This is a genomic window from Actinomadura harenae, assembly GCF_003696215.1.
Classification (GTDB): Bacteria; Actinomycetota; Actinomycetes; order Streptosporangiales; family Streptosporangiaceae; genus Spirillospora; species Spirillospora harenae.
The window spans coordinates 1,742-23,031 of record NZ_RFFG01000115.1; the positions used below are offsets into that span (position 1 = coordinate 1,742).

At 71.7% G+C, this 21,290-nt stretch carries 17 protein-coding genes; 8 read left to right on the plus strand and 9 right to left on the minus strand.

Translation table 11 applies throughout. From position 1 onward, the window contains the following. The first annotated feature begins 33 nt into the window (after positions 1–33). On the plus strand, positions 34–216 hold the full coding sequence (locus EBO15_RS36615) for a hypothetical protein (RefSeq protein WP_122199064.1): 183 nt from the start codon (positions 34–36) through the stop codon (positions 214–216). A gap of 568 nt (positions 217–784) precedes the next feature. Here EBO15_RS36615 and EBO15_RS36620 read toward each other — a convergent pair. The 7 genes from EBO15_RS36620 to EBO15_RS36650 form a co-directional block, all read right to left on the minus strand. After that, positions 785–1,054, minus strand: coding sequence for a hypothetical protein (locus EBO15_RS36620; protein ID WP_147481826.1), 270 nt, complete (start codon positions 1,052–1,054; stop codon positions 785–787). Positions 1,055–1,270: 216 nt separating this feature from the next. Then, a complete protein-coding gene (locus EBO15_RS36625; RefSeq protein WP_122199066.1) occupies positions 1,271–1,720 on the minus strand; it encodes a hypothetical protein in 450 nt (149 codons plus the stop codon). 80 nt (positions 1,721–1,800) lie between these two features. Beyond that, positions 1,801–3,405 carry a NucA/NucB deoxyribonuclease domain-containing protein gene (locus EBO15_RS45535; protein WP_199745037.1) on the minus strand — a complete coding sequence of 535 codons (1,605 nt, stop codon included), beginning with the start codon at positions 3,403–3,405 and terminating at the stop codon, positions 1,801–1,803. A gap of 3 nt (positions 3,406–3,408) precedes the next feature. Beyond that, a complete protein-coding gene (locus EBO15_RS36635; protein WP_122199067.1) occupies positions 3,409–3,933 on the minus strand; it encodes a peptidase inhibitor family I36 protein in 525 nt (174 codons plus the stop codon). Between the two features lie 1,081 nt (positions 3,934–5,014). Further along, on the minus strand, positions 5,015–6,343 hold the full coding sequence (locus EBO15_RS36640) for a vWA domain-containing protein (RefSeq protein ID WP_233616691.1): 1,329 nt from the start codon (positions 6,341–6,343) through the stop codon (positions 5,015–5,017). Then, positions 6,340–7,692: an AAA family ATPase gene (locus EBO15_RS36645; protein ID WP_233616692.1), complete on the minus strand. Its 1,353-nt coding sequence runs from the start codon at positions 7,690–7,692 to the stop codon at positions 6,340–6,342. Before EBO15_RS36645 ends, EBO15_RS36640 begins: the two co-directional genes overlap by 4 nt. 32 nt (positions 7,693–7,724) lie before the next feature. Next, positions 7,725–9,134, minus strand: coding sequence for a hypothetical protein (locus EBO15_RS36650; RefSeq protein WP_122199078.1), 1,410 nt, complete (start codon positions 9,132–9,134; stop codon positions 7,725–7,727). A 370-nt stretch (positions 9,135–9,504) separates the two neighbouring features. On the opposite strand from EBO15_RS36650, the gene EBO15_RS36655 reads away from it, so the two are divergent. After that, complete coding sequence (locus EBO15_RS36655; RefSeq protein WP_122199079.1) at positions 9,505–10,377, plus strand: helix-turn-helix transcriptional regulator; 873 nt, start codon at positions 9,505–9,507, stop codon at positions 10,375–10,377. Positions 10,378–10,470: 93 nt separating this feature from the next. Beyond that, positions 10,471–13,818: a HEAT repeat domain-containing protein gene (locus EBO15_RS36660; protein ID WP_122199069.1), complete on the plus strand. Its 3,348-nt coding sequence runs from the start codon at positions 10,471–10,473 to the stop codon at positions 13,816–13,818. Positions 13,819–13,832: 14 nt separating this feature from the next. On the opposite strand, the gene mgrA is transcribed toward EBO15_RS36660, so the two are convergent. Continuing rightward, positions 13,833–14,858 (minus strand): L-glyceraldehyde 3-phosphate reductase, encoded by a 1,026-nt coding sequence (gene mgrA / locus EBO15_RS36665; RefSeq protein ID WP_122199070.1) that lies wholly within the window; start codon positions 14,856–14,858, stop codon positions 13,833–13,835. Positions 14,859–15,080: 222 nt separating this feature from the next. Here mgrA and paaZ point away from each other — a divergent pair, with 222 nt between their 5' ends. Further along, entirely contained in the window at positions 15,081–17,111 is a 2,031-nt protein-coding gene (gene paaZ / locus EBO15_RS36670; RefSeq protein WP_122199071.1) for a phenylacetic acid degradation bifunctional protein PaaZ, read from the plus strand. Positions 17,112–17,135: 24 nt separating this feature from the next. On the opposite strand, the gene EBO15_RS36675 is transcribed toward paaZ, so the two are convergent. Further along, positions 17,136–17,975, minus strand: a complete 840-nt coding sequence (locus EBO15_RS36675) for a helix-turn-helix transcriptional regulator (protein WP_122199072.1) — start codon at positions 17,973–17,975, stop codon at positions 17,136–17,138. Between the two features lie 102 nt (positions 17,976–18,077). On the opposite strand from EBO15_RS36675, the gene EBO15_RS36680 reads away from it, so the two are divergent. The 4 genes from EBO15_RS36680 (at position 18,078) to EBO15_RS36695 (ending at position 21,088) form a co-directional block, all read left to right on the plus strand. After that, entirely contained in the window at positions 18,078–18,785 is a 708-nt protein-coding gene (locus EBO15_RS36680; protein ID WP_122199073.1) for an SDR family NAD(P)-dependent oxidoreductase, read from the plus strand. Positions 18,786–18,918: 133 nt separating this feature from the next. Continuing rightward, a complete protein-coding gene (locus EBO15_RS36685) occupies positions 18,919–19,521 on the plus strand; it encodes a helix-turn-helix domain-containing protein (protein ID WP_233616693.1) in 603 nt (200 codons plus the stop codon). An 89-nt stretch (positions 19,522–19,610) separates the two neighbouring features. Continuing rightward, positions 19,611–20,777 carry an NAD(P)/FAD-dependent oxidoreductase gene (locus tag EBO15_RS36690; protein WP_122199074.1) on the plus strand — a complete coding sequence of 389 codons (1,167 nt, stop codon included), beginning with the start codon at positions 19,611–19,613 and terminating at the stop codon, positions 20,775–20,777. After that, positions 20,774–21,088, plus strand: coding sequence for a (2Fe-2S)-binding protein (locus EBO15_RS36695; protein ID WP_122199075.1), 315 nt, complete (start codon positions 20,774–20,776; stop codon positions 21,086–21,088). The genes EBO15_RS36690 and EBO15_RS36695 overlap by 4 nt, the downstream gene beginning before the upstream one ends. Positions 21,089–21,290 lie beyond the last annotated feature (202 nt).

The window sequence follows — 21,290 nt, forward strand, 5'->3', positions numbered from 1 at the left end:
TACCTGCCGGCCTAAGCCCCCGACCTCAACCCCGTGGAGAGCGTGTGGTCCCTGCTGAAACGCTCCATGGTCAACTTCCTGACCACCGACCTCGACCACCTCGCCCACATGATCAAGCATCGTCTCAAGGTGATCCAGCATCACCCCGACGTCATCGACGGCTGCCTCACCATCACGGGCCTCACCCTCACCACCACACCCGCCAACACCAATTAACCCTGGTTATCTGTGGTCACCACACCTTTGTGCACCCTGAGGACTTAAGCTTGCCTTTATAGTACGAGTAGACGCACGCCCATGCCTTGTACCGATTCCCGTCCCACACGCCGCCACTCCATCCACCGCCACTCGCAGTCCAGCTTTTGTTGCCTGATGTGTTCTTCACGTATCCCACGCATGTCCAGGGAGAGCCGGCGAGCGCTCCAACGTAAGCGTATGCCCAGTATGTGCCCTTTTTGGGATGACTGACCCAGAGCTCCGCGTCGCAGCCGGGAATGATCTTTGTTGCTTTCTCGCTACGATGGGTGCTAGCGAGTGCGGGAGTGGTAGCAGTTGCCACGGTCGTAAGCGCTATCGTTGCAGTCGCTATCGTGGCGGCGATCCTGGAGGATGTACTCACAATTTTCCTTTCTGTATCTCATCGACATATCCGGCTTTTGGCGACTGTATCGAGTTGAGCGTTCGCCGTTCAACAACTTCTTTGCACAGTGACTACTGTGATCGGTTTCTGTTTGCTGCGTCAGAAAGCACGCCAGCCGTCGGGGCTAACGTCGGGATGCCCTTGCTACTTCAGCTCGCGCTGGGAGAGCAGCTGCGTGGCCCGCTCGCGTGCCGCGCGCAGCAGTTCTAGGCGTGCCTGTGCCTGGTCGACCTCGGCCCACCACGGGTCGATCCGGATGTCCGCGGCGATCTGCTGCATCTCCGCCCACGTGGCGTCCCAGGCGGCGCGCTGCTCGTCGGTGAGTTCGGCCTCGCCGTTGGCGATGTCGATCGCGCGGGGCAGCTCCTTTGCCGTCTCGGAGAGCCGCTGCTCAGCAGCCACGAAACGAGCCACCCGTTAATGCTGGGCAGGGGGACCTCGTCGGCGTAGTCTTCCGCAGAGTGGCCTATACATGCTCCCGCTCAGCGGGAGGTGATTGTCTCGTCATCCTTAATTGGCCAGTACCGCATTTTCGGGAGGGCGGGCCGTCTCGGCATGTCATACCGACCTGGGCCCGAGGGGTGACGGTGTTGCCGAAAAAGCCAGCCCGCTCCGCGCTTCGACTCGCGCTCAACAGCGTGCTTCTCGCGTAGGCCACAACTGGGTGAGATAACGCTCGCCAGTGGCGTCCCGGGATTCGGCGGCGCTGTTGCGGCCGTACCCGCTGATCCGCGCGTAGTACCTGCCTGGTTGAACGGTGATCACCCCGGGTTCAAAGCCGCCCGTGCCCTCGTTGACGCCGAGCACGCCGCTGGAGATGTTCAGTAGGAAGGTCCCGTCGACCTCGGGCAGCGATTCAGGGGCAGTTGGTTCGCCGTCCCAGGTTTCGAAGCGAAGCAGGAACTCGACCTGGTCGGGGTTGGCAACGCGGATCGTGATCTCGTGTTCGCAAGCGCCGAACCAGCCGTGTTGCGAGGGGGAGGGGACGGGGCCGTAGTCATACTCGGCATCCACTCCGATGCCGAAGCGGTCGTCGTCGGCGGACGTGACGTACTCGGTGGATGCGATCAGTGCACTCATGACTATGCCCTACAGGTATGGCGAGGGGTGGGCTGCGAGTATGCGGCCCACCCCTCGCGGTCAGGAGCTTAATCTAATGGTCAGGTGCCATCAGCGTTGCCGCAGGTGATCTCGTCGGGATCGTCGGGGTCCGTCGGATCTTGCGCCGTCGCCTTCGGGGCCAGTGCGGCCTTGTTGGGCAGAACGGTCTCCGGCGCGCGGACCTTGACGTGGAAGGCGTCCATGTTGAGGATGCGGTCGTCGCTGTAGAAGCGGCACAGCAAGCCTCCAGCGGCCACGTTCTGGGGACCGCTCAACGGCTGAACCGAGAACATGTTGGCGTATTTGGCGCCGCCTAGGTCGTTCTCGTAGTCCGTCATGGAGCGGGCCACGCCTTCATAGGTGGACCGGAAGGGGAACTCGTCGCACTGCTTCTTCTTACCGTCCGTGTCGTTCTGTGTCTGCCAGCCGGGGAACCACTGGTTGCAAGCCTTGACCGCTTCCTGGTAGTTGCGGTTGTAGCGCAGGCGGTTCTTCTCGCTGATCCCCTTGTAGAGACGGTGCAGGGGGTCGGAGGCCGCGCTGCCAGGGATCTGCTTGTCGGTGAACGGTGGCTTGGTCTCACCAGGGCGGGTGAGTGCCTTCTGCAGGTGGTCGGCTGCGATCTTGTAGCCCGAGTCGGCGCGGTTGCTGAAGGCGATGAACGGTGCGACCCGGTCGAAGATCGAGCCCTTCTTGGCGACCTTGTACATGTACCACGCTGAATCGAAGCGGACGCCGGTCTCACCGCCACGCGTGAACTCTGGCGCTGGCGTGTAACCGCCGACGGCGAAGGAGTACCAGGGGTTCGCCACGGCTCGGACCAGCTGTTCGCCATTGGCCGCGCTGGCGGTCTTGGCAGGAGAGACGAACTGGGACTCAGTGAAGCCGTCGGCCGCCACCCATTCGTCTACCGTGGCGGTTCGGCCGTTACGGTTGCCCTCGTTGCAGGCACCAGTGGATCCGGGGACCGCCTTGCATTCCATTTTCATGGCGAGGGTGGTGGGATACCTCTTCCAGAGTTCCCCCTTGTCCGCGCCGGCGTAATTGAACTCGGTGACGCGCTGCTGAAACTCGACGTATCGGTCATCGTTGCTGCCGGGCACGGCTCCCGCCTTGCCGTATCCAACTACCCACACCTTCGCCTCGATGTAGGAGTCCTTGCAGTCAGGTCCGGGACATGCCCCGTACCAGACCTGCGCCCAGGTCTTTCCTGCCTGACAGTAGGCGAAGTGATCGCGGACCCAGCCCCCGGTCGCTCCGGACTTGTCCTGGTTGTCTCGACAGGTCTGCCAGTTGAACGGCGAAGCGAAGCGTGTCCGAGAGCCGGTGTAGGCGTCGGCATCGGCATCGGCAGTGTAGGTGTCCTTGGCGGCCGCGGCGATGCGTTCGGCGTCAGCCATGTTCTTCGGTATCTGCCGGTGGTCGGCGGCCGTGCCCCCGCCCACGCGTTCCAGTGGCAGCCCCTGCTTGAGGTCCTGGTAGATGGCTCCAGGGGTGTTCACGTAGCGCGGGTCAGAGGTGTATCCCTGAACCATTCTCGCGTTGGGCAGTGTGGTGGTGGTGGTGGTCGTCGGCGGCGCTGTCGCCCGTGCGGCTGGAGTGCTGGCGAGGACGGTCGCAGCTGCTCCTACTAGCGCCACCGCTGCTGCGATGATGCGGCGCATGGCTCAACTCCCGCAGTAGGTGTGGAAGAAGTCGGCCTTGTTGTAGGTGGCTGCGCTGACCACGGAGGCGGCGCTGTTGGGCGCTTCCCGCCACAGGGTCACGAACGGGGTGACGTCCTTGTCGTAGACCTCGACAGTGTGTTTGGTCTTGTTCTGCCAGGAGGAGGTCTTGTTGCCGAAGCCGTAGTCGGTGAGCGACTGGTTGCCGCCGCAGTCGCGGAAGGTGAGCATGCGACCCGTGAAGTCAGGGCCGTCAAAGAAGCAGTACGCGCCGGAAGCACAGGTGTCGACCAGGGTGGGGTTGCTCGGGATGTTGAGGACCACCTTGCCGTTCTTGTAGGTGATCTCGTTGGGACCGGTCTGTACACCCCCGGGGTGGGTGCGGAGCTGGTCGTCGATTTCGGCCTGGACGTTGTTGGGGGTGTTCGTTGTGGGGGCCGCTGCGAAGGCGGTGGTGGTTCCGCCGAGGACGGCCGTACTAGCGATGAACGCCAGGGGGAGCAGGCGGGTCACCATGCGCGGACTCATCGTTCTCCTCGCTGAGAGGGGGGACGCCGGCGGGGAGGCGGTGGAGTTGATCTCCGTTGTGGAAGCTAGTTCGAGTCGCAGTTAGGGCCAAGTAAGCGTCAGGTAAAGGAATCTTTAACCGTCGCCAGCCTGGCTTATCGCGAAAATATATATGTCGAGTCAACCTGAAGCCGGGTTCGATCGTCCGCGCATACGTAAACTCTGAAGGTACTCCCAAGTCAAGGGTGCACGCCGTCCGAAAGTCACCGGAGCTATAACACCTTCGATATTCGCTAAATCTCCCGCTCGGAGGTCGCGTTGCGGCGACGCGACTTTCGTCGAGGAGAGGCGGGTGGCTATGAAGTAAGGCTGGTGCAGGCCTGACGGAGACCGAGCCTGAGAAGCGTGCGGTGAGATCCGGACCGCCACTCAGCGGTGCGCCGCCACCTCGAAGAACTCGCCCAGGCGAGCCCATACCGGGTGAGCGCCGACTCGAACTGCTGGACATCGAGGAGATCGGCCACGAGGGCACACTGGTAACGACGAGGTCGTGGCCAAGGGGACGGTCACCGGTAGCAACGGCTCCACGTTCTACTATCAGGACTTCGGCACGGCCTGGCGCGACTTCGGAATCAACGTGCCGTCTCCATTCGGAACGAACCGTCAGGGCCGACCCGCGGGTGACCGGTACCGGCTCGCCGTCCGCGCAGAAGAGGATCCGGCCGCCGGGCGGGCGAGCGGATCCGCTGGAGGAGTGGATCGGTCCCGACGAAGTCGGGATAGCGCGCCGTGGCATCACGGTCGCTCCGCGCCTGCTCTGCTTGGGTGCGGGGCGACCAGCGGTCGGCTCGTCGCTCCGCTACACCCGCTCGATGCTCTTGCGGTCCCAGCGGAGGACCCGTTCCAGCGCTGCGACCATGCGGCCATTTGGCCGGAGCGCGCCGGTTGTCCGCTTGTCACTTGCTGCGCTGATGGCCTGCCGCGCGGGGCCAAGTCCGTCGGCCAGCCGGACTCTGTCCCATCGATGAGCGGCCGGTCTCGGAGTGAATCGGAGGCCGCCGCCAGGCCCGCATCGCTTGACGCTGTTCATATCCTGCGCCTTTCAGCCGATCGTGACGACGTGGGCCCAGTGCGGCGGGCTGTCCGGGGCATAGTCGGGGTCCTCCTCGTCCACCGCGCTCGCTGGACGGGGAAAGAGACCCACCACGGTGCGGCAAGGGGGCTGCTCGGCGGGCCAGGGCGTCTGGCCGTCCGTCAGGGCGACGATCACGTCCGGGCGAGGCCGAGAGCGGAGCGCCTGGGTGAAACCCGAGCGCAGATCCGTTCCTCCGCCACCGATCAGCTCGAGGTTCTCGGCTCGGCAGAGGGGAACGGCGATCCCGGCCGCCGCGTCGCAGGAGATCACCGACACCAGGTCGCGCCGTCCGCCCACCGCCCGCGAGATCGCCGCCACCTCCAGCAGCGCGCCTCCCAGCTCGGCATCGCTGACCGAACTGGATGTGTCGATCACCACGCAGACCTTGGGCGGCTTACGGCGCAGGCTCGGCAGGAGCACACCGGGAACAGCGGCCGCGCGCCGGGACGGACGCCGGTAGCTGTGATCCTCTCCCGCCCCAGGGCCTCCCGCTGCGGAGCGGACCGCCGCCCCCAGCAACTGCCGCCACGGCTGAGGCGGATGGAACGCCTCGTCCGCCCAGCGGCGCCAGCCCTCCGGCGCGTCGCCCGGCTTGCCCTTGATCCCCTCGGCGACCCGGAAGCGCACCGCGTCCCGCTGCTGTCTGCTCAGGCCATGTGCCCCGTTGGGCCCCGCATCCCATGAACGGGCTTGTCCGTCGGCCCCGCTGCCGCAGTCCAGCCAGGCCAGTTCCGCCGTGAGCCCGGACAGGGAGGTCGTCCGCAGGTACTCCTCCATGAGCATCCCGTCGGACAGTCTCAGCATGGACGGCAGGGCCGCCCCGGCGGGAAGGGGAAGGCCGTCTCCGTAGATGTCGTCGTTGATCTCGAAGTCGGCGGCGATGTTCCGCCGCAGCCGTTCGCCCGGTCCGTTCTTCCCCTGCTCCTTCGCGTACCGATCTCCCCGTCCGTGATGGTCTCGCAGCAGATGGGAGACCTCGTGCACCCAGACGCCTGCCAGCTCTTCCACCGGGGTGCGCGCGACGAAGCCGGGGGAGACGTAGCAGCGCCAGTGCGCATCGACCGCCATCGTCGGCACCGAACGGTCCTCCACGACGTGCAGCGCGAAGAGCGCGCTCGCCAGATAGGGACGGACCCGTACCGCGTGCAGTCGAGCGGCCAGCAGTTTCTCCAGGTCCAGTGGGAGGCCGGGCGGTCTGTGCGGCTCGCCGGACCCGGTCGGGCGTGGGGGCGCGGAGGCCGGCACCGGACGCGGCGGTGCGGGCCGGGCCATCGGAGGCTTCGAGGTCCCCGTCATCGGCCCGCCCCCGCCGTACGCTTGCCGCCGGCCGGCCCCGTGGCGCGCAGTACGGACTGATCCGCCCGCCGGGCGAGACCGATCACTCCGGCCAGCCGTTCCATCGACTCCGGCACTTCCCAGTCGTCGCGTCGCAGCGAGGCCAGGACCTTCGCCGGGGCGACCAGCAGGTCCGCGGCACCGGTCTCCAGCGCCCGGACCAGGACCATCCAGCCCGCCTCCCAGCGCTCCCGCTGGGGCCGCGCACCCACGGCGGCCACCACCGCCTCCAAGGTCGCCTGACGCAGGTCTCCCCGCACCGGCAGTTCGGCGGACGCGGGATCGGCCAGCAGCGACTCGGGGTCCGGCAGGTCCATCCGGTCCAGATGGGCGAGAAGTTCGAGCCCCGGCCCGTCGCCCACCGCGCCCCGTACCAGCAACGCCAGCACCTCCCGGGAGACGGACGCCGCCGTACCGAAGGCCAGCAGTGTCAGCGCGGCCTCCCAGCTCCGGGGTGACGGCCAGGCACCGCCACGTCGTGTCTCCGTGCTCGGCAGCCGGTGGATCAGTGTCGGCCGTGCCTGCAGGAATCCGCAGACCGCCTGCCGGGCGTACGCCACCGCCTCCGGCAGCTTCTCCGGCACCAGCCGGGGCAGCCGCGGCCGGGGCCAGACCCCGCCCAGCCCGCGTACCACGGTGTCCCGGTCGTGGACCCAGTACAGGTGCACGAATCGATTGGCCAGTGGCGGGCTCAGCTCCCATCCGTCGGCTGCCGACGCGCGCGGATTGGCGGCGGCCACGATCCGTACCCCGGGCGGCAGTTGCAGCGCACCGACCTTCCGCTCCAGTACGACCCTGAGCAGCGCGGCCTGGACGGCCGGTGTGGCGGTGGAGAGTTCGTCCAGGAAGAGCAGACCCCGTCCGGCACGTACGAGGTCCACCGCCCACTGAGGCGGTGCCATGGGCACTCCTTGCGTCGCCGGATCGTCGCCGACGATGGGCAGCCCGGAGAAGTCCGTCGGCTCGTGGACGCTGGCGATCACGGTCGTCAGCGGCAGGTCGAGCGAGGCGGCGAGCTGCGTCAGAGCCGCGGTCTTGCCGATGCCCGGTTCGCCCCACAGCAGGACGGGCAGGTCGGCTGCCACGGCCAGGGTGAGCGCCTCGAGCTGCTCGTCGGGGCGCGTCTCGGTGGTGGTCGTTCGCAGCAGGGCCAAGAGGTCGTCAGCGAGAACGAGTTGCGGGTCGGTTCCGGATGCGTCGGCGGACGTCCCGGCCGTCAGGACCGAGGTGGACGGAAGGGCACTGGAGATCATGGGCATCACCTGGGGGTAGTCGAAATGGACGGCATGGCCGGAGGACGGTGTGGCCATGTCGTGCGGAATTCGCGGTGGGAGGGCGGGGCTCAGCCTCTTCGTGCTGGACCGGTACGGAGTCGTGCCCGGCCGCGCTGTGCGGGGCGCGTCGCGGGAGGGTGCACGGGGTGCAGCCCGGAGCGGAAGAGCCCCTGGTGGAGATGGCCGGCCGCGGACGACTCCAGCGTCTCTCGCAGCGGCCCGTCGCGCAGGACCGCACCAGGACCGAGCAGGCCTTCGACCACGGACAGCGCCCCCGAGACATCGCCGTGGACGAGCCGCTCCCGAACGGCGGGCAGTGCCTGCGGGTCGCGGTGCACCGCGTCGATCGCGCGGAGGCACGGCAGCGCGGGGCCACCGAGTGCCACCAGCAGCTCTTCCCGGCGCAGTTGTGCCGGGTCGTGGTCGACCGCCGCCAGTACGCCGTCCCGCAGCGCGATCCGGTGGACGTCGCCCCGGCACTCCACTCTGTGGGGGTCGCCGGGGTGATGCTCAGGGCCGGGCGCGGGTTCTGCTCCGGACGCCGGCAACGCACCGGCCACGAGCGGATGCAGCCGATCGGCGGCGACGAGCCCGGCCCGCAGCAACGCCAGATCCGGAAGGATCCGGGCCGCCGCCTCCGGTAGCACCGGCAGCGGCGCGCCCACCTGAGGCGGCAGCACGTGTCGAAGCGGCCGGAAGGTCGGGACGTGGTGGTCATCGGGGGCGACGAGTTCGAACACCCCGTGGTCACGTGCGCCGAACCGCACGGTGAAGACCCCGCTGGAGTCGCCCTCCGCCTTAAGCAACAGCTCGGCCTCGGCGGCCCACCGCGCCGACGCCCACGCGTGATCGTCGACGTCGGAGGGATCGGGCCGGGACTGCCCCTTCAGCCAGGTGAGCGGGCGGGGCCGGTCGGGGAGTGCCGGGACCGGCGCGGCGTCCGCACCGCAGCGCGACGCCAGTTCGCCGCACCGGCTGGAGTCCCACAGATGCCGGTGCAGGTCGAGCCGGAAACGCCGGGCGGGATGGGGGTGCGGATGGTGCCTCGGTGCGCCGTCACCGTGCTCGTCCCAGAGGGCCAGGGACATCCGTTGGCCGGCGTCCGCCCAAGTCGGCGGTGTTCGCACCACCAACTGCAGCGGTGTGGTGCCGGAACGGCCGTAACGGCTGAGGGAGATGGTCAGGCCGGGCCGGATCCGCCCGTGGGGAGCGATGCGGGGCATGTGCCAGCGAAGCAGATCCGGTGCCAGCCGACGCAGATCCGCTCTGAGGAGGGTGACGAACTCGGTGCCGTAGCGGTCACGCACGGCGCGCAGATCGAAATCGATGTCGATCCGAGCGGAGGCGCAGGCCCCCGCCCAGTCACCGACCGCACGCCGTGCGGTCGCGGTCTCGATCATGGACAGTGGTACGGCGTACTCACGCACGCGCTGCCACATCAGCAGATGGGCCGGAATGTTCGCGGAGTGGGGTGCCATCAGCACTCACCTTGCGCGAACGATTCCCCCGATCTGTACGAGGAATTGTTCTTCATCCGGGGCATCATAAGCACCCGAATGTGGATCTGTCAGCCTGGCCCCCGCCGGCCGGCCGGGGCTGCTCTTCCTGCGGCCCCCGCCGAGCGGCGCCGATGGATCCCCTCGAGAGAGCCGCACCCGAGCCGGAATCCGCTGGTGCTTGAGGTGCTTGGCGCGTGGTCGGGATGGGTTGGAGCGTGCTCGAAGCGCATACGTCGTGGGACGTGTGGCGCGGCAGGTTCCAGACATGGGACCGGGAGCACCTTGATACTGGTACTGACACCACCTGGATCATCGTGCCGGGGTCGGCGAGACTGGGGGCGTGACGGCGATGATGACGGAGCGGACGAACGGGGGACGGCGCCGGCGGGACGAGCTGGCGGCGTTCCTGCGGAGCAGGCGGGAGCGGATCGCGCCCGAGGACGTCGGGCTGCCGCCCGCGCCCCGGCGGCGGACGCCCGGCCTGCGGCGCGAGGAGGTCGCGCAGCTCGCCGGGGTCGGCGTCACCTGGTACACGTGGCTGGAGCAGGGCCGTCCGATCAACGTCAGCACCCAGGTGCTGGACGCGGTGTCGCGGACGCTGCGCCTGGACACGGTCGAGCGCGAGCACCTGTACCGGCTGTCGGAGGTGGCCGCGCCACCGGAGCCGGACGTCGTGTCGGCGCTCAGCGAGGACGTCCGGGCGATCATGGACCGGCTCGGGCCGCTGCCCGCTGTCGTGTCGAACGCGCGCAGTGACGCGCTGGCCTGGAACGACGCGTACGCGACGCTGGCGCCGTGGGTGACCGGGGCGCCCGAGGGCGAGCGGAACTCGATGTGGCAGTTCTTCACTCTGCCGCCGTGCTGCAACCCGTGTTCCAACCTGGACGAGCAGGTCGCCGAGAACGTCGCGATGTTCCGGTACCGGTACGTCCGGAACCGGGACGACCCGGAGTTCCAGCGCCTGGTCGAGCGGCTCGTGGAGGCCAGCCCGCGGTTCGCCGAGCTGTGGCGGAACCAGGACGTCGCCGTCCCGCAGCCCTGCCAGAAGGACTTCCTCTACCCGAAGGCGGGACTGATCGCGACGCGCACCACCGGGTTCGACGTGAGCGCCCGCCCGGGGACGCGCCTGGTCGTGTACACGTTCGTGGACGACGGCAGCCGGGCGAACTTCGAGCGGCTGCTCGCCGACCCGACGCTGGCCCGCCCCGACCACACGCACTGAACCCGGCCGCCGTGAGGCGGGTTGCGAGGGGCCGGGCCCGTCGTTCATCATCGACGGCATGATCGACTGGAAGGGCGTCCTCCGCCCAGGCCGTTGAGCCCCCTCGCAGCCGAAGGGCTGCTCCTGGACATCGAACCCCTGGCCTATCCGCGCCGCATGCGCGTGCTGGCCCTGCACGCCCGGCGGCTCGCCGGGACCCCCGAGCTCGACGCGCTGATCGCCGACCTGTCCGCGCGCGGACGCCACGGGCGGCGCACGGCGCTCCACATGGCGATGGCCGCCCGCGACCTCGACCACGTCGCCGAACTCCTCGCCGGGCCGGACCTGGAGCTGCGGAAGGCCGCGCTGCGGGCCGTCCGCACCCTGCCCGTCCCGGACGACGCCGTCGCGCGCGCTCTCGACGACGCGCCCACCGACCTGCGGCGATCCGTCTACCGGACGCTTCTGTACGCCCGCCGGACGGCCCTCGCCGACCGGCTCCTCCCGGACGTCCGCGAACGGCACGGCGACCGCGACGCGGCGGCCCTTCTGCCCGCCTGCTCCACCGACACCGTCGCCCGGCTGCTGCCGGAGCTCGCGCACGCCGTCACGATGTGGCGCGCCCTGGCCGCGCGCCACCCGGAGGCGTTCCTCGACCTGGCCGAACGCGAACTGAGCGAGGCCGGCGGAAGCCCCTGGAGCTTCCTGAACCGGCGGGCCGCCGGGATCGTCGCGGTCGCCGAGGCCTGTCCGGGCGGGGCCAGGGACGTGTTCGTCCGCACCGGCCTGCTGCGCCACGCCAACCGCCTGCCCGTGAAGGCGGTGAGGGCGCTCTACCGCCAGGACCCGGCCGGGTTCGCCGCGCTGCTCGCCGGGCAGGGGAACGTGCGGCCCGCCCGGGGGCTGTTCAGGCCGCGGCTCTGCTCGGACGACGTCGTCGCCAGGCGCCTGCTGCGGGGACCGTTCGGTATCCCGGCGATGCTCGCCGACCTGCCGCCGCACCGCCGCGACCGTGTGTTCCGGCTGGCCGTCGGCGACGGGGACGGCAAGGCTCGGGCGTGGAAGGTCCTGCCGATGCTGCCGTGGCTGTCCCCGGAGACGGCCGCCCGTGAGGCGCGCGGCCTCCTCGACTGGAACGCGTCGGTCCGGCACTCGTCCCACGATCACCTGGACGACCCGGACGACCTGCTCCGCCTGACCTCGTTCCTGCCGTACGGCGAGGCGGTGGGGGCGTTGGTCGAGGCGTCCCTGGGCGGTGACCCCCGGAGGCGCGGCCTCGCCCGGACGCTGCTGCTGGCGAACGCGGCCCGCACCGGGGATCCCGCCGTCGTCGCCGGGCGGTTGGCGGAGATCGTCCGGCGCGTCCGGAACGAGCCGGACCCGCTGCGCGCCGAGCTGTTCGACGCGGTGACCGCGCTCAGCCCGCGTGCCCTGTCCGAGGCGTGCGCGGAGCCGCTGGGGGCGCTGACCAGGGCCGTCGTCGAATCCCGCGACACCTCCCGGGAGACCGTGCGGGCCGTGCGCCGCCTGGCCGTCCGCGTCCTGCGGCATCGGACCGATCCCGCGCTCACCGCGTGGGCGGCCGCCGCGCTCGCCGGGCTGCTCGGACGCTTCGGAGCCGACGCGCTGCGTTCCGCCTCCGCCGACGAGCCGCTGCCGCACCACCGGCGGCGGGGGAGCCGCCGGAGGTCCTCCGACGACCACCGGCTCGACCGTGCGGTTCCCCGGGGCGGCGAGGGGGCCCTCCTCGAAGCGTTCGCACCGCACCTCCAGGCGGCGCGCGAGCGCGGTGACCACGAGGTGTCCGTCGCGGTCGCGGCGTCCTTCGGGCGCCGCCCGACCGGCCTGGACGGCGATCTGCACGCGGCCGCGCTCCACGCGCCCGAGGACATCGGCGCGGTGGCGGCGCGCTTCCACCTCGCGCGTGATCCCGAGCGGGCCGCCGAGCTCCTCGCGGAGGACCCGGCGCTGATCGCGCTGCCCGAAGTCTGGCGCGCGGTCGCGAACCGCCGCACCGACCTGCTCACCTTCGACCGCGACCCGGGCAACCGGTTCGGCCCCTGGATCCCGGACGTCAGGGACGCCCGTCCCGGCCGCTGGACTCCGTCGCAGCTGCGGGCCGCCGGGGCCTCCCTGGACGGTGCGGCGCGCGACGAGGCGTTCGGCGTGGCCGACCGGATGCGGGCCGTCGCCTCACTGGGACGTCTTCCCCACCACCTCCAGGAGGTGGGCGCGTGGGCGAGGGATGCGGAGGGTGTCATGGCGGAGGCGGCGATCGAGGCCGCCGCCGGACATCCGGACGCCCTGCCGATGCTGCTCGAGACGGCGCGCGGCCCCGCGTCGGCCGTGGCCCTCGCGGGCCTCGCGCGGTGCGCCGGGCGCGTTCGCCCCTCGATCCTCGGGATCGCGCTCGCCGACGCTCTGACCTCGCACGACACGAAGGTGACCGTGCGCAAGCAGGCGGCCCGGCTGCTCGAGCGGCACCGTCCGCCCGGTGCGCTGGACGCACTGCTGCGCGCGTGGCGCGATCCGGCGCTGCACCGCGACGTCCGGGTCGCCGTGGCCGTCGCGCTCCGCCGCTTCCCGGGTGACCCCCGCGCGCTGGAGGCGCTGGCCGAGGCTCCACGCGACCACGCGTCCGAGGAGATGCTCCGGGCGCTCTTCGAGGCCGCGCCCGCCGAGTACGCGCCGGACGCCCGGCCGGCCATGGCGACGCTGATCAAGGCGTGCCTGAAGGCGTCGGGCGACATGCCGGGCGTGCGGTTCCGGGGAAGCAAGGCGTTCGCCGCCTGGGCGCGCTGGTATCCCGGAGGTCACGCCGAGATCCTGGCCGCGGCATCCGACCCGGCCGACCCGGCGGGCGACACCGAGGCGATGGTGCTCGCGGCGCTGGTCGAGGTCGGGGCGGTCCGGGACGAGATCCTGGGCGTCCTCGCCCGGCTGGCCCCGGAGCAGGGCGTCCGGCCGCGTCTCCGGTCGCTGGCGGGGAGCCTGGGGAACCTGGCGCTGACGTCCGCCGACGAGGACTGGGTCGAGCCGCTGCTGCTCGGGGCCGCGGGCGTCCTCGCGCGGTTTCCGCTCCACACCGGGACGGCGGCGGGCCTCCACGTGGCGCTGCTCAACGCTGGCCGGGAAACCGACGCCGACCTCGTCACCGGGCTGCCGGCGCTGGCGGATCTGCTGCGCGACCGTCCCGTCCTGGCGGAGCGGGTCTACCAGCAGCTCGCCCTCGGCAGACCCTACGGCCAGAGAGAGGTCACGCGGGAGACGCTGCCGGCCGTCCACGCCCTCTTGGAGCGCGAGCACACGGCCGGGCACATGCTCGCGCTGCGTCTGGTGTTCCGCGGCGGCTCCGGCGCCGGATGGCCGGACGAGTGGCTCGGTCTCCTCGCCCGGCTCCGCGACTCCCCGTTCGCCGACGTCGCCGAACCCGCCTGGGACGTCGACACCGACAGGGATTAGACGGCGAGTGCTGGTCAGGTCGCGCTGGAGGCGGCCCAGATGTTGATGCCCGCCTCCACCGCGTCCCGGTCGATCGCGGCCAGCTCCTCGGGGGAGAGGACCCGGTTCTCCAGGCTGGCGAGGCTGTTCTCCAGCTGGGCGACGCTGCTCGCGCCGATCAGCGCGGACGTGACGCGCCGGTCGCGCAGCGTCCAGGCCAGGGCCATCTGCGCCAGGGACTGGCCGCGCGACCGCGCGATCTCGTTCAGCGCGCGGATGTGCCGGAGGGACTCGGGGGTCAGCAGGTCCGGCGACAGGGACTTGCCCTGGCTGGCCCGCGACCCCTCCGGGACGCCGTCCAGGTACTTGTCGGTCAGCATGCCCTGCGCGAGCGGCGAGAACGCGATGCAGCCGACGCCCTTGTCGTCCAGGACGTCGAGGAGGCCGCCCTCGATCCACCGGTTCAGCATCGAGTAGGACGGCTGGTGGATGAGCAGCGGCGTGCCCATCTCGCGCAGGATCTCGGCCGCCTCGGCCGTCCGCTCGGGGGAGTAGGACGAGATGCCCGCGTACAGCGCCTTCCCGGACCGGACGGCGTGGTCGAGCGCCCCCATCGTCTCCTCCAGCGGCGTCTCGGGGTCGAAACGGTGGCTGTAGAAGATGTCGACGTAGTCCAGGCCCATCCGGGACAGCGACTGGTCGAGGCTGGAGAGCAGGTACTTGCGCGAGCCCCACTCGCCGTACGGGCCGGGCCACATGTCGTATCCGGCCTTGGTGGAGATGATCAGCTCGTCCCGGTGGGGCACGAAGTCCTCGCGGAACAGCCGGCCGAAGTTCCGCTCCGCCGAGCCGTAGGGCGGGCCGTAGTTGTTGGCCAGGTCGAAGTGGGTGACGCCGAGGTCGAAGGCGCGCCGCAGGATCGCCCGCTGGACGTCCAGGGGGCGGTCGTCGCCGAAGTTGTGCCACAGCCCGAGCGAGATCGCGGGCAGCTTGAGGCCGCTGCGCCCGCAGCGTCGGTAGTCCATGCGGTCATAGCGCTCGTCGGCGGCGGCGTAACTCATGGGCGCCAGTCTGCCATGCCCTGGATCATCGCGTTTGACCAGGTCGCCGAGGGAAACAGGGACGGGGAGCGGACCGCCCGCCCAGGCGGCCCGCCCGGCTCGCCCGGTCCGTCCGCCCGCCGCGCTCGACACGACCGCCGCGGCGGGGTGAAAATACTGAACGTTCGGTCGGTAACGCGGGGACGGCGCCGCGGCGCGCCCCACCGCGGACGAGGAGGTCCCGTGAGCGTGCTGCGCAGCTATCTGTCCGGTTCCTGGCAGGAGGGGGGCGGCGAGGGCGCGCCCCTGCGGGACGCCGTGACCGGCGAGGAGGTCGCGCGGATCTCGACCGAGGGCCTCGACCGGTCCGCCGCCCTGGAGTACGGCCGCCGCGTCGGCGGGCCCGCCCTGCGCGAGCTGACCTTCCACCAGCGCGCCGCGCTGCTCAAGGCCCTGGCGTCCCACCTGCGGGAGCACCGCGAGGAGCTGTACGCCCTGTCCGCCCGGACGGGCGCGACGCTCGGCGACTCCAGGTTCGACGTGGACGGCGGCTTCGGCACGCTGTTCGCCTTCTCGAGCAAGGGCCGCCGCGAGATGCCCAACGACACCGTCTACGTGGACGGCGCCGTCGAGCCGCTCGGCAAGGGCGGGACGTTCGTCGCGCAGCACATCTGCACGCCGCTGCACGGCGTCGCCGTCCAGATCAACGCGTTCAACTTCCCCGTGTGGGGGCCGCTGGAGAAGCTGGCGCCCGCGTTCCTCGCGGGGATGCCGAGCCTGGTCAAGCCCGCCGAGCAGACCGCCTACCTGACCGCGCGGCTCGTCGAGCTGATCGTGGAGTCGGGGATCCTGCCCGAGGGGTCGGTCCAGCTGCTCACCGGCGAGGCGGGCGACCTGCTCGACCACGTCACCGAGCAGGACGTCGTCGCGTTCACCGGGTCCGCCGACACCGCCGCCCGGCTGCGCGTGCACCCGGCCGTCGTCCGGCACGCGGTCCGGTTCAACGCCGAGGCCGACTCGCTGAACGTCTCGATCCTCGGCCCGGACGCCGCGCCCGGCACGCCCGAGTTCGACCTGTACGTGAAGCAGCTGGTCACCGAGATGACCGTGAAGGCGGGCCAGAAGTGCACGGCGATCCGCCGCGCGCTCGTCCCCGCCGACCGGATGGAGGACGTCGCGGAGGCCGTCCGCGCGCGGCTCGCGAAGGTCACCGTCGGGAACCCGGCGAACCCCGACGTCCGGATGGGCGCGCTCGCGACGCTGGAGCAGCGCGAGGAGGTCCGCCGCTCGCTCAAGGGCCTGCTGGACGCCGGGACGATCCTGTTCGGCGACCCCGCCCACGTGGACGTCGTCGACGCCGACGCCGAGCGCGGCGCGTTCCTGTCGCCGATCCTGCTCCGCGCCGACGACCCCGCCCGCGCCGAGCCGCACGAGATCGAGGCGTTCGGCCCGGTCTCCACGCTCATCCCCTACGAGGGCGCCGAGCAGGCCGTCGAGCTGGCCGCGCGCGGCCGCGGCAGCCTCGCCGGGTCGGTCGTGTCGGCCGACCCCGGCTTCGTCCGGACGGTCGTCGTCGGCGCCGCGCCCTGGCACGGCCGCCTGCTCGTCCTGAACGGCACGGACGCCAAGGAGTCCACCGGGCACGGCTCGCCGCTGCCGATGCTCGTCCACGGCGGCCCGGGGCGCGCCGGGGGCGGCGAGGAGATGGGCGGCGTGCGCGGCGTCCTCCACCACATGCAGCGCACCGCCGTCCAGGCCGACCCGGCGATGCTCACCGCGATCACCGGGCGCTGGGTGCCGGGCGCCGGGCGGACGGTCACGACCGACCATCCCTTCCGCAAGCACCTGGAGGACCTGCGCGTCGGCGACACCGTCGTCGCCGGTCCGCGCCGGGTCACCCTGGAGGACGTCGAGCACTTCGCCGAGTTCACCGGCGACACGTTCTACGCGCACATGGACGAGGAGGCCGCCGCCGCCAACCCGTTCTTCGACGGGCGCGTCGCGCACGGCTACCTCGTCCTGTCGTTCGCGGCCGGGCTGTTCGTCGACCCCGACCCGGGGCCCGTCCTGGCGAACTACGGGCTGGAGAACCTGCGGTTCCTCACCCCGGTCTACCCGGGCGACGAGATGACCGCGACGCTCACCGCCAAGCAGCTGATCCCGCGCGAGGGCGCGGACCACGGCGAGGTCCGCTGGGACGTGGACGTCACCAACCAGAAGGGTGAGTCGGTCGCCAAGTACGACCTGCTCACCCTGGTCGCCAAGCGCGCCTGACCGCCCGGCCCCGGCGGCCGGCGCTCAGCCGGTGAGCGACTGGGTGCCGAGGACGGTGAGGAGCTCGAGCTTCTCGGCGTCCTCGGTGCCCGGCTCGGCCGTGTAGAGCATGACGCGCAGGTCGGCGCCCACCACGGTGAGCATGTCGCAGTCCAGTTCGATCGTGCCGACCCGCGGGTGGTCGATGGTCTTGCGGCGCAGCTCGTGCTGCCGGACCACGCCCGCGTCCCACAGCCGCGCGAACCGCTCGCTCCCGGCCCGCAGCTCGGCGATGAGGTCCCGCAGGGCCAGGTCGGCCGGGTAGGCGGCGGCCGCCGTCCGCAGGTCGCTGACCATCACCGTGTGGAACTCCAGGAGCGACTCCGGCGTGTGCCTGGCCCGGCCGCCGGGGCCGAGGAAGTGCCGCCACACCACGTTGCGCTCGACGCCGCGCCACTCGGACGGGTCGCCCATCAGGGCCGCGAACGGCGGGTTCGCCAGCAGGATCGTCCAGGCCGCGTCGTAGACCGCGGCGGGCGTGCCCGCCATCCGGTCCAGCAGCCGGTGGACGCCCGGGGTGACGAACCGCGGCACCGTGTCCGGGCCCGGCGGGACGATCCCGGCCAGCCGGAACAGGTGCGCCCGCTCGTCCCCCGACAGCCGCAGCGCCCGCGCCAGGGCCTCCACGACCTGCCCGGACGGGTGCGCCGCGCGGCCCTGCTCGAGCCGGGTCACGTAGTCCGCCGAGATCCCGGCGAGCATCGCCAGCTCCTCGCGGCGCAGCCCGGACGCGCGCCGCCGCCCGCCCGCGGGCAGCCCCGCCGCGCCGGGCTGGACCCGGTCGCGCCAGGTCCGCATCGTCCGGCCGAAGTCCGTGGTGGTCATGGATCCCAGTCTGCCCGCCCGCCGGGCCCCGTTCCTGGTACTGCCGTTCCCAGGAAACCCGGTCGACTGGTGGCGCGCGGTCCCCGGGGGAAGGCTGGGGGCATGACGACCACACTGATCACCGGAGCGAACAAGGGCCTGGGCCGCGAGACCGCGCGGCGGCTGATCGAGGCCGGGCACACCGTCTACATCGGGGCGCGGGACCCCGAGCGGGGCCGCCGGGCCGCCGAGGAGCTGGGCGCGCGGTTCGTCCTGCTGGACGTCACCGACGACGCGTCCGTGGAGGCCGCCGCCAAGGCGATCGAGGCGGACGGCGGGCTGGACGTGCTGGTCAACAACGCCGGGGTCGAGTGGCGGAACCCGGACGGGAGCGTCCCGGGCGCCGAGGACCTGACCGCGGACGCCCTCCGCGAGGTCTTCGAGACCAACGTGTACGGCGTGGTGCGCGTGACGCACGCGTTCCTGCCGCTGCTGAAGCGGTCGGCCGCGCCCGTCATCGTGAACGTCAGCAGCGGCCTGGCCTCGGTGGGGAACGCCGCCACCCCGGGGACGCCGCACGCCGCCTACCCCGGCGTCGCCTACCCGACGTCCAAGGCGGCGGTGAACATGATCACCGTGAAGTACGCGAACGCGTTCCCGCAGATGCGGATCAACGCGGTCGAGCCCGGCTACACCGCGACCGACCTCAACCACCACAGCGGCCACCAGACCGTCGAGGAGGGCGCGGAGATCATCGTCCGGATGGCGCGGGTGGCCCCGGACGGCCCGACCGGCACCTACGGCGACGCCGAGGGGCCCCTTCCCTGGTAGCGGGGACTGACGGCGGTCCAGGGGCCGTCCGGAGCTCGTCGGGAGCGTCCGGGCGGCCCCGCCCTATACTCGTTCGGTAAAGCGAACGCCGGTAGGGTGCCGTCCGCCCGGCCGGACGACGAAGGGAACGCGGGTGAGCGAATCAGTGCGCGACATGCTGGCGGAGAACCTCCGCCGGGCGCGCGCCGAACGCGGGTTGTCGCTGTCGGAGCTGTCCCGCCGGTCCAAGATCGGCAAGGCGACGTTGTCGCAGCTCGAGGCGGGTGCGGGCAACCCGACGATCGAGACCGTGTTCAGCCTGTCGCGGGCCCTGGAGGTGCCGATCTCCGACCTGCTGGACAACGACCGGCCGAACGGGCTGACCGTGGTGCGCTCCGCGGACGTGGAGGTGCTCGCCGGCGCGGGCGTCGACCTGCGCCCGCTGCGCGGCATCGAGTCCGGCGACGCGATCTTCGAGGTGTACGACCAGCAGGTCAGGGCCGCTTCCCGGCAGGACTCGCTCGGCCACGTCGGCACCGAGCACACCATCGTCCAGTCCGGGCGGCTGGGCGTTCGGGTCGACGGACGGGAGGTCGAGCTCGGCCCCGGCGACTACGTCGGCTTCGACGGCCTGCTCCCGCACAGCTACACCGCGCTGGACGGCCCGGTCCGATCGGTGCTCCTCCTCCAGTACCGTGCTGACCAGCGGCTTCACTCCGCCAAGGCCGGACCGCCCTGCCTGGCCGAAAATCCGTGAACTCCGCGACGCGGCGCCGTTGACAGGGCGTGAACGCGCGTCGTAGCCTCCGAAGCGTTCGGTTTAACGAACGAGTTGGAGGGGGAAGCATGCGCGTCGTGGTCGTGGGCGCCGGGATCGTCGGCGCCGCCTGCGCGCGGGAGCTGGCACGGTCCGGCCTCGCGGTGACCGTCCTGGACCGGGGCGGGCCCGCGGCGGCGACCACCGCGCACGGCGAGGGCAACATCCTGGTCTCCGACAAGGGACCGGGCGCCGAGCTGGAGCTGGCGCAGCTGTCCCGGCGGCTGTGGCCCGAGATCCTCGACGACCTGCCGAACCGCGAGTCCGTCGAGTGGGACCCCAAGGGCGGCATCGTCGTCGCGACGACCGGCGACGGCGCCCGCGCCCTGGAGAAGTTCGCCGAAGGCCAGCGCGCCGCCGGAGTCATCGCCGAGCCGATGGACGAGCGGGCCCTCGCGGCCGCCGAACCCCACCTCACCCGCGACGTCGCCGCCGCCGTCCACTACCCGGACGACGCGCAGGTCCAGCCGTCCGGCGCGGCGACGGCGCTCCTGGCCGACGCCCTGCGGCACAGCGCGGAACTCCGCACCGGCTGCGAACTGCTCGGCGCGCGCGTCGAAGGGGGCCGCCTCACCGGCGTCCGCACCTCCGGCGGCGTCCTGCCCGCCGACCTCGTCGTGAACGCCGCCGGGCCCTGGTCCGGCGAGACCGCGACCCGGCTCGGCGCGCCGGTCGACGTCCGGCCCCGGCGCGGCGAGGTGCTGGTCACCACGCCGCTCCCGCCCACCGTCTTCCACAAGGTCTACGACGCCGACTACGTCGGCGCGGTCGGCAGCGGCGCGCAGGACCTCCAGACCTCCGCCGTCGTCGAGTCCACCCGCGCCGGGACCGTCCTGCTCGGCTCGGCCCGACGCCGCGTCGGGTTCGACGACCGGATCCGCCCGCACGTCCTCGCCGAGATCGCCCGCAAGGCGCTGCGCCTGTACCCGGGCCTCACGGGCGCGCAGGTGATGCGCGCGTACGGCGGGTTCCGGCCCTACGTCCCCGACCACCTCCCTGTCATCGGACCCGACCCGCGCCTGCCCGGGCTCTGGCACGCCAGCGGCCACGAGGGCGCGGGCATCGGCCTCTCGGTGGGCACCGCGCTCCTGCTGCGCGAGCTGGTCACCGGGTCCGCGCCGTCCCTCGACCCGGAGCCGTTCCGGGCCGACCGGCCCGCCGTCCTCGGCGCCGACGCTTCGGAAGGAGCAGCGTGAGCCCCCGCATCGTCCCCGCGGGCACGGACGCCGTCCGGCGCCGCGCGACCCCGCTGACCATCACCGTGGACGGCGTCCCGGTGCCCGGCACCGCGGGCCAGACCGTCGCGGGCGTGCTGCTCGCGGACGGCCGCCGCTCGTGGCGGTCCGGGCCGTCCGGCGAGCCGCGCGGCGTGTTCTGCGGCATCGGCGTCTGCTTCGACTGCCTCGTCACCGTCAACGGCGAACGCGACGTGCGGGCCTGCCGCCGCCGCGCGTGCGACGGCGACGAGATCACCACCCAGTCGCGCGAGCCGGGGGAGGAGCGATGAGCCGCCCCGCCGCCGGACGCCCCGCCGCACCGTCAACGGCGAACGCGACGTGCGGGCCTGCCGCCGCCGCGCGTGCGACGGCGACGAGATCACCACCCAGTCGCGCGAGCCGGGGGAGGAGCGATGAGCCGCCCCGCCGCCGGGCGCCCCGCCGCGGGCCGCGCCGCCCACCCCGCCGCCCGCCATGTCGTCATCGTCGGCG

Bases quoted from the DNA above. Each gene is read 5' to 3' on its own strand.
- mgrA (WP_122199070.1), bottom strand. From the start codon at position 14,858: ATGAGTTACGCCGCCGCCGACGAGCGCTATGACCGCATGGACTACCGA.
- EBO15_RS45535 (WP_199745037.1), bottom strand. From the start codon at position 3,405: ATGCGCCGCATCATCGCAGCAGCGGTGGCGCTAGTAGGAGCAGCTGCG.
- EBO15_RS36625 (WP_122199066.1), bottom strand. From the start codon at position 1,720: ATGAGTGCACTGATCGCATCCACCGAGTACGTCACGTCCGCCGACGAC.
- EBO15_RS36655 (WP_122199079.1), top strand. From the start codon at position 9,505: ATGATGACGGAGCGGACGAACGGGGGACGGCGCCGGCGGGACGAGCTG.
- EBO15_RS36690 (WP_122199074.1), top strand. From the start codon at position 19,611: ATGCGCGTCGTGGTCGTGGGCGCCGGGATCGTCGGCGCCGCCTGCGCG.
- EBO15_RS36645 (WP_233616692.1), bottom strand. From the start codon at position 7,692: ATGGCCACACCGTCCTCCGGCCATGCCGTCCATTTCGACTACCCCCAG.
- EBO15_RS36640 (WP_233616691.1), bottom strand. From the start codon at position 6,343: ATGACGGGGACCTCGAAGCCTCCGATGGCCCGGCCCGCACCGCCGCGT.
- EBO15_RS36680 (WP_122199073.1), top strand. From the start codon at position 18,078: ATGACGACCACACTGATCACCGGAGCGAACAAGGGCCTGGGCCGCGAG.
- EBO15_RS36635 (WP_122199067.1), bottom strand. From the start codon at position 3,933: ATGAGTCCGCGCATGGTGACCCGCCTGCTCCCCCTGGCGTTCATCGCT.
- EBO15_RS36650 (WP_122199078.1), bottom strand. From the start codon at position 9,134: ATGGCACCCCACTCCGCGAACATTCCGGCCCATCTGCTGATGTGGCAG.
- EBO15_RS36675 (WP_122199072.1), bottom strand. From the start codon at position 17,975: ATGACCACCACGGACTTCGGCCGGACGATGCGGACCTGGCGCGACCGG.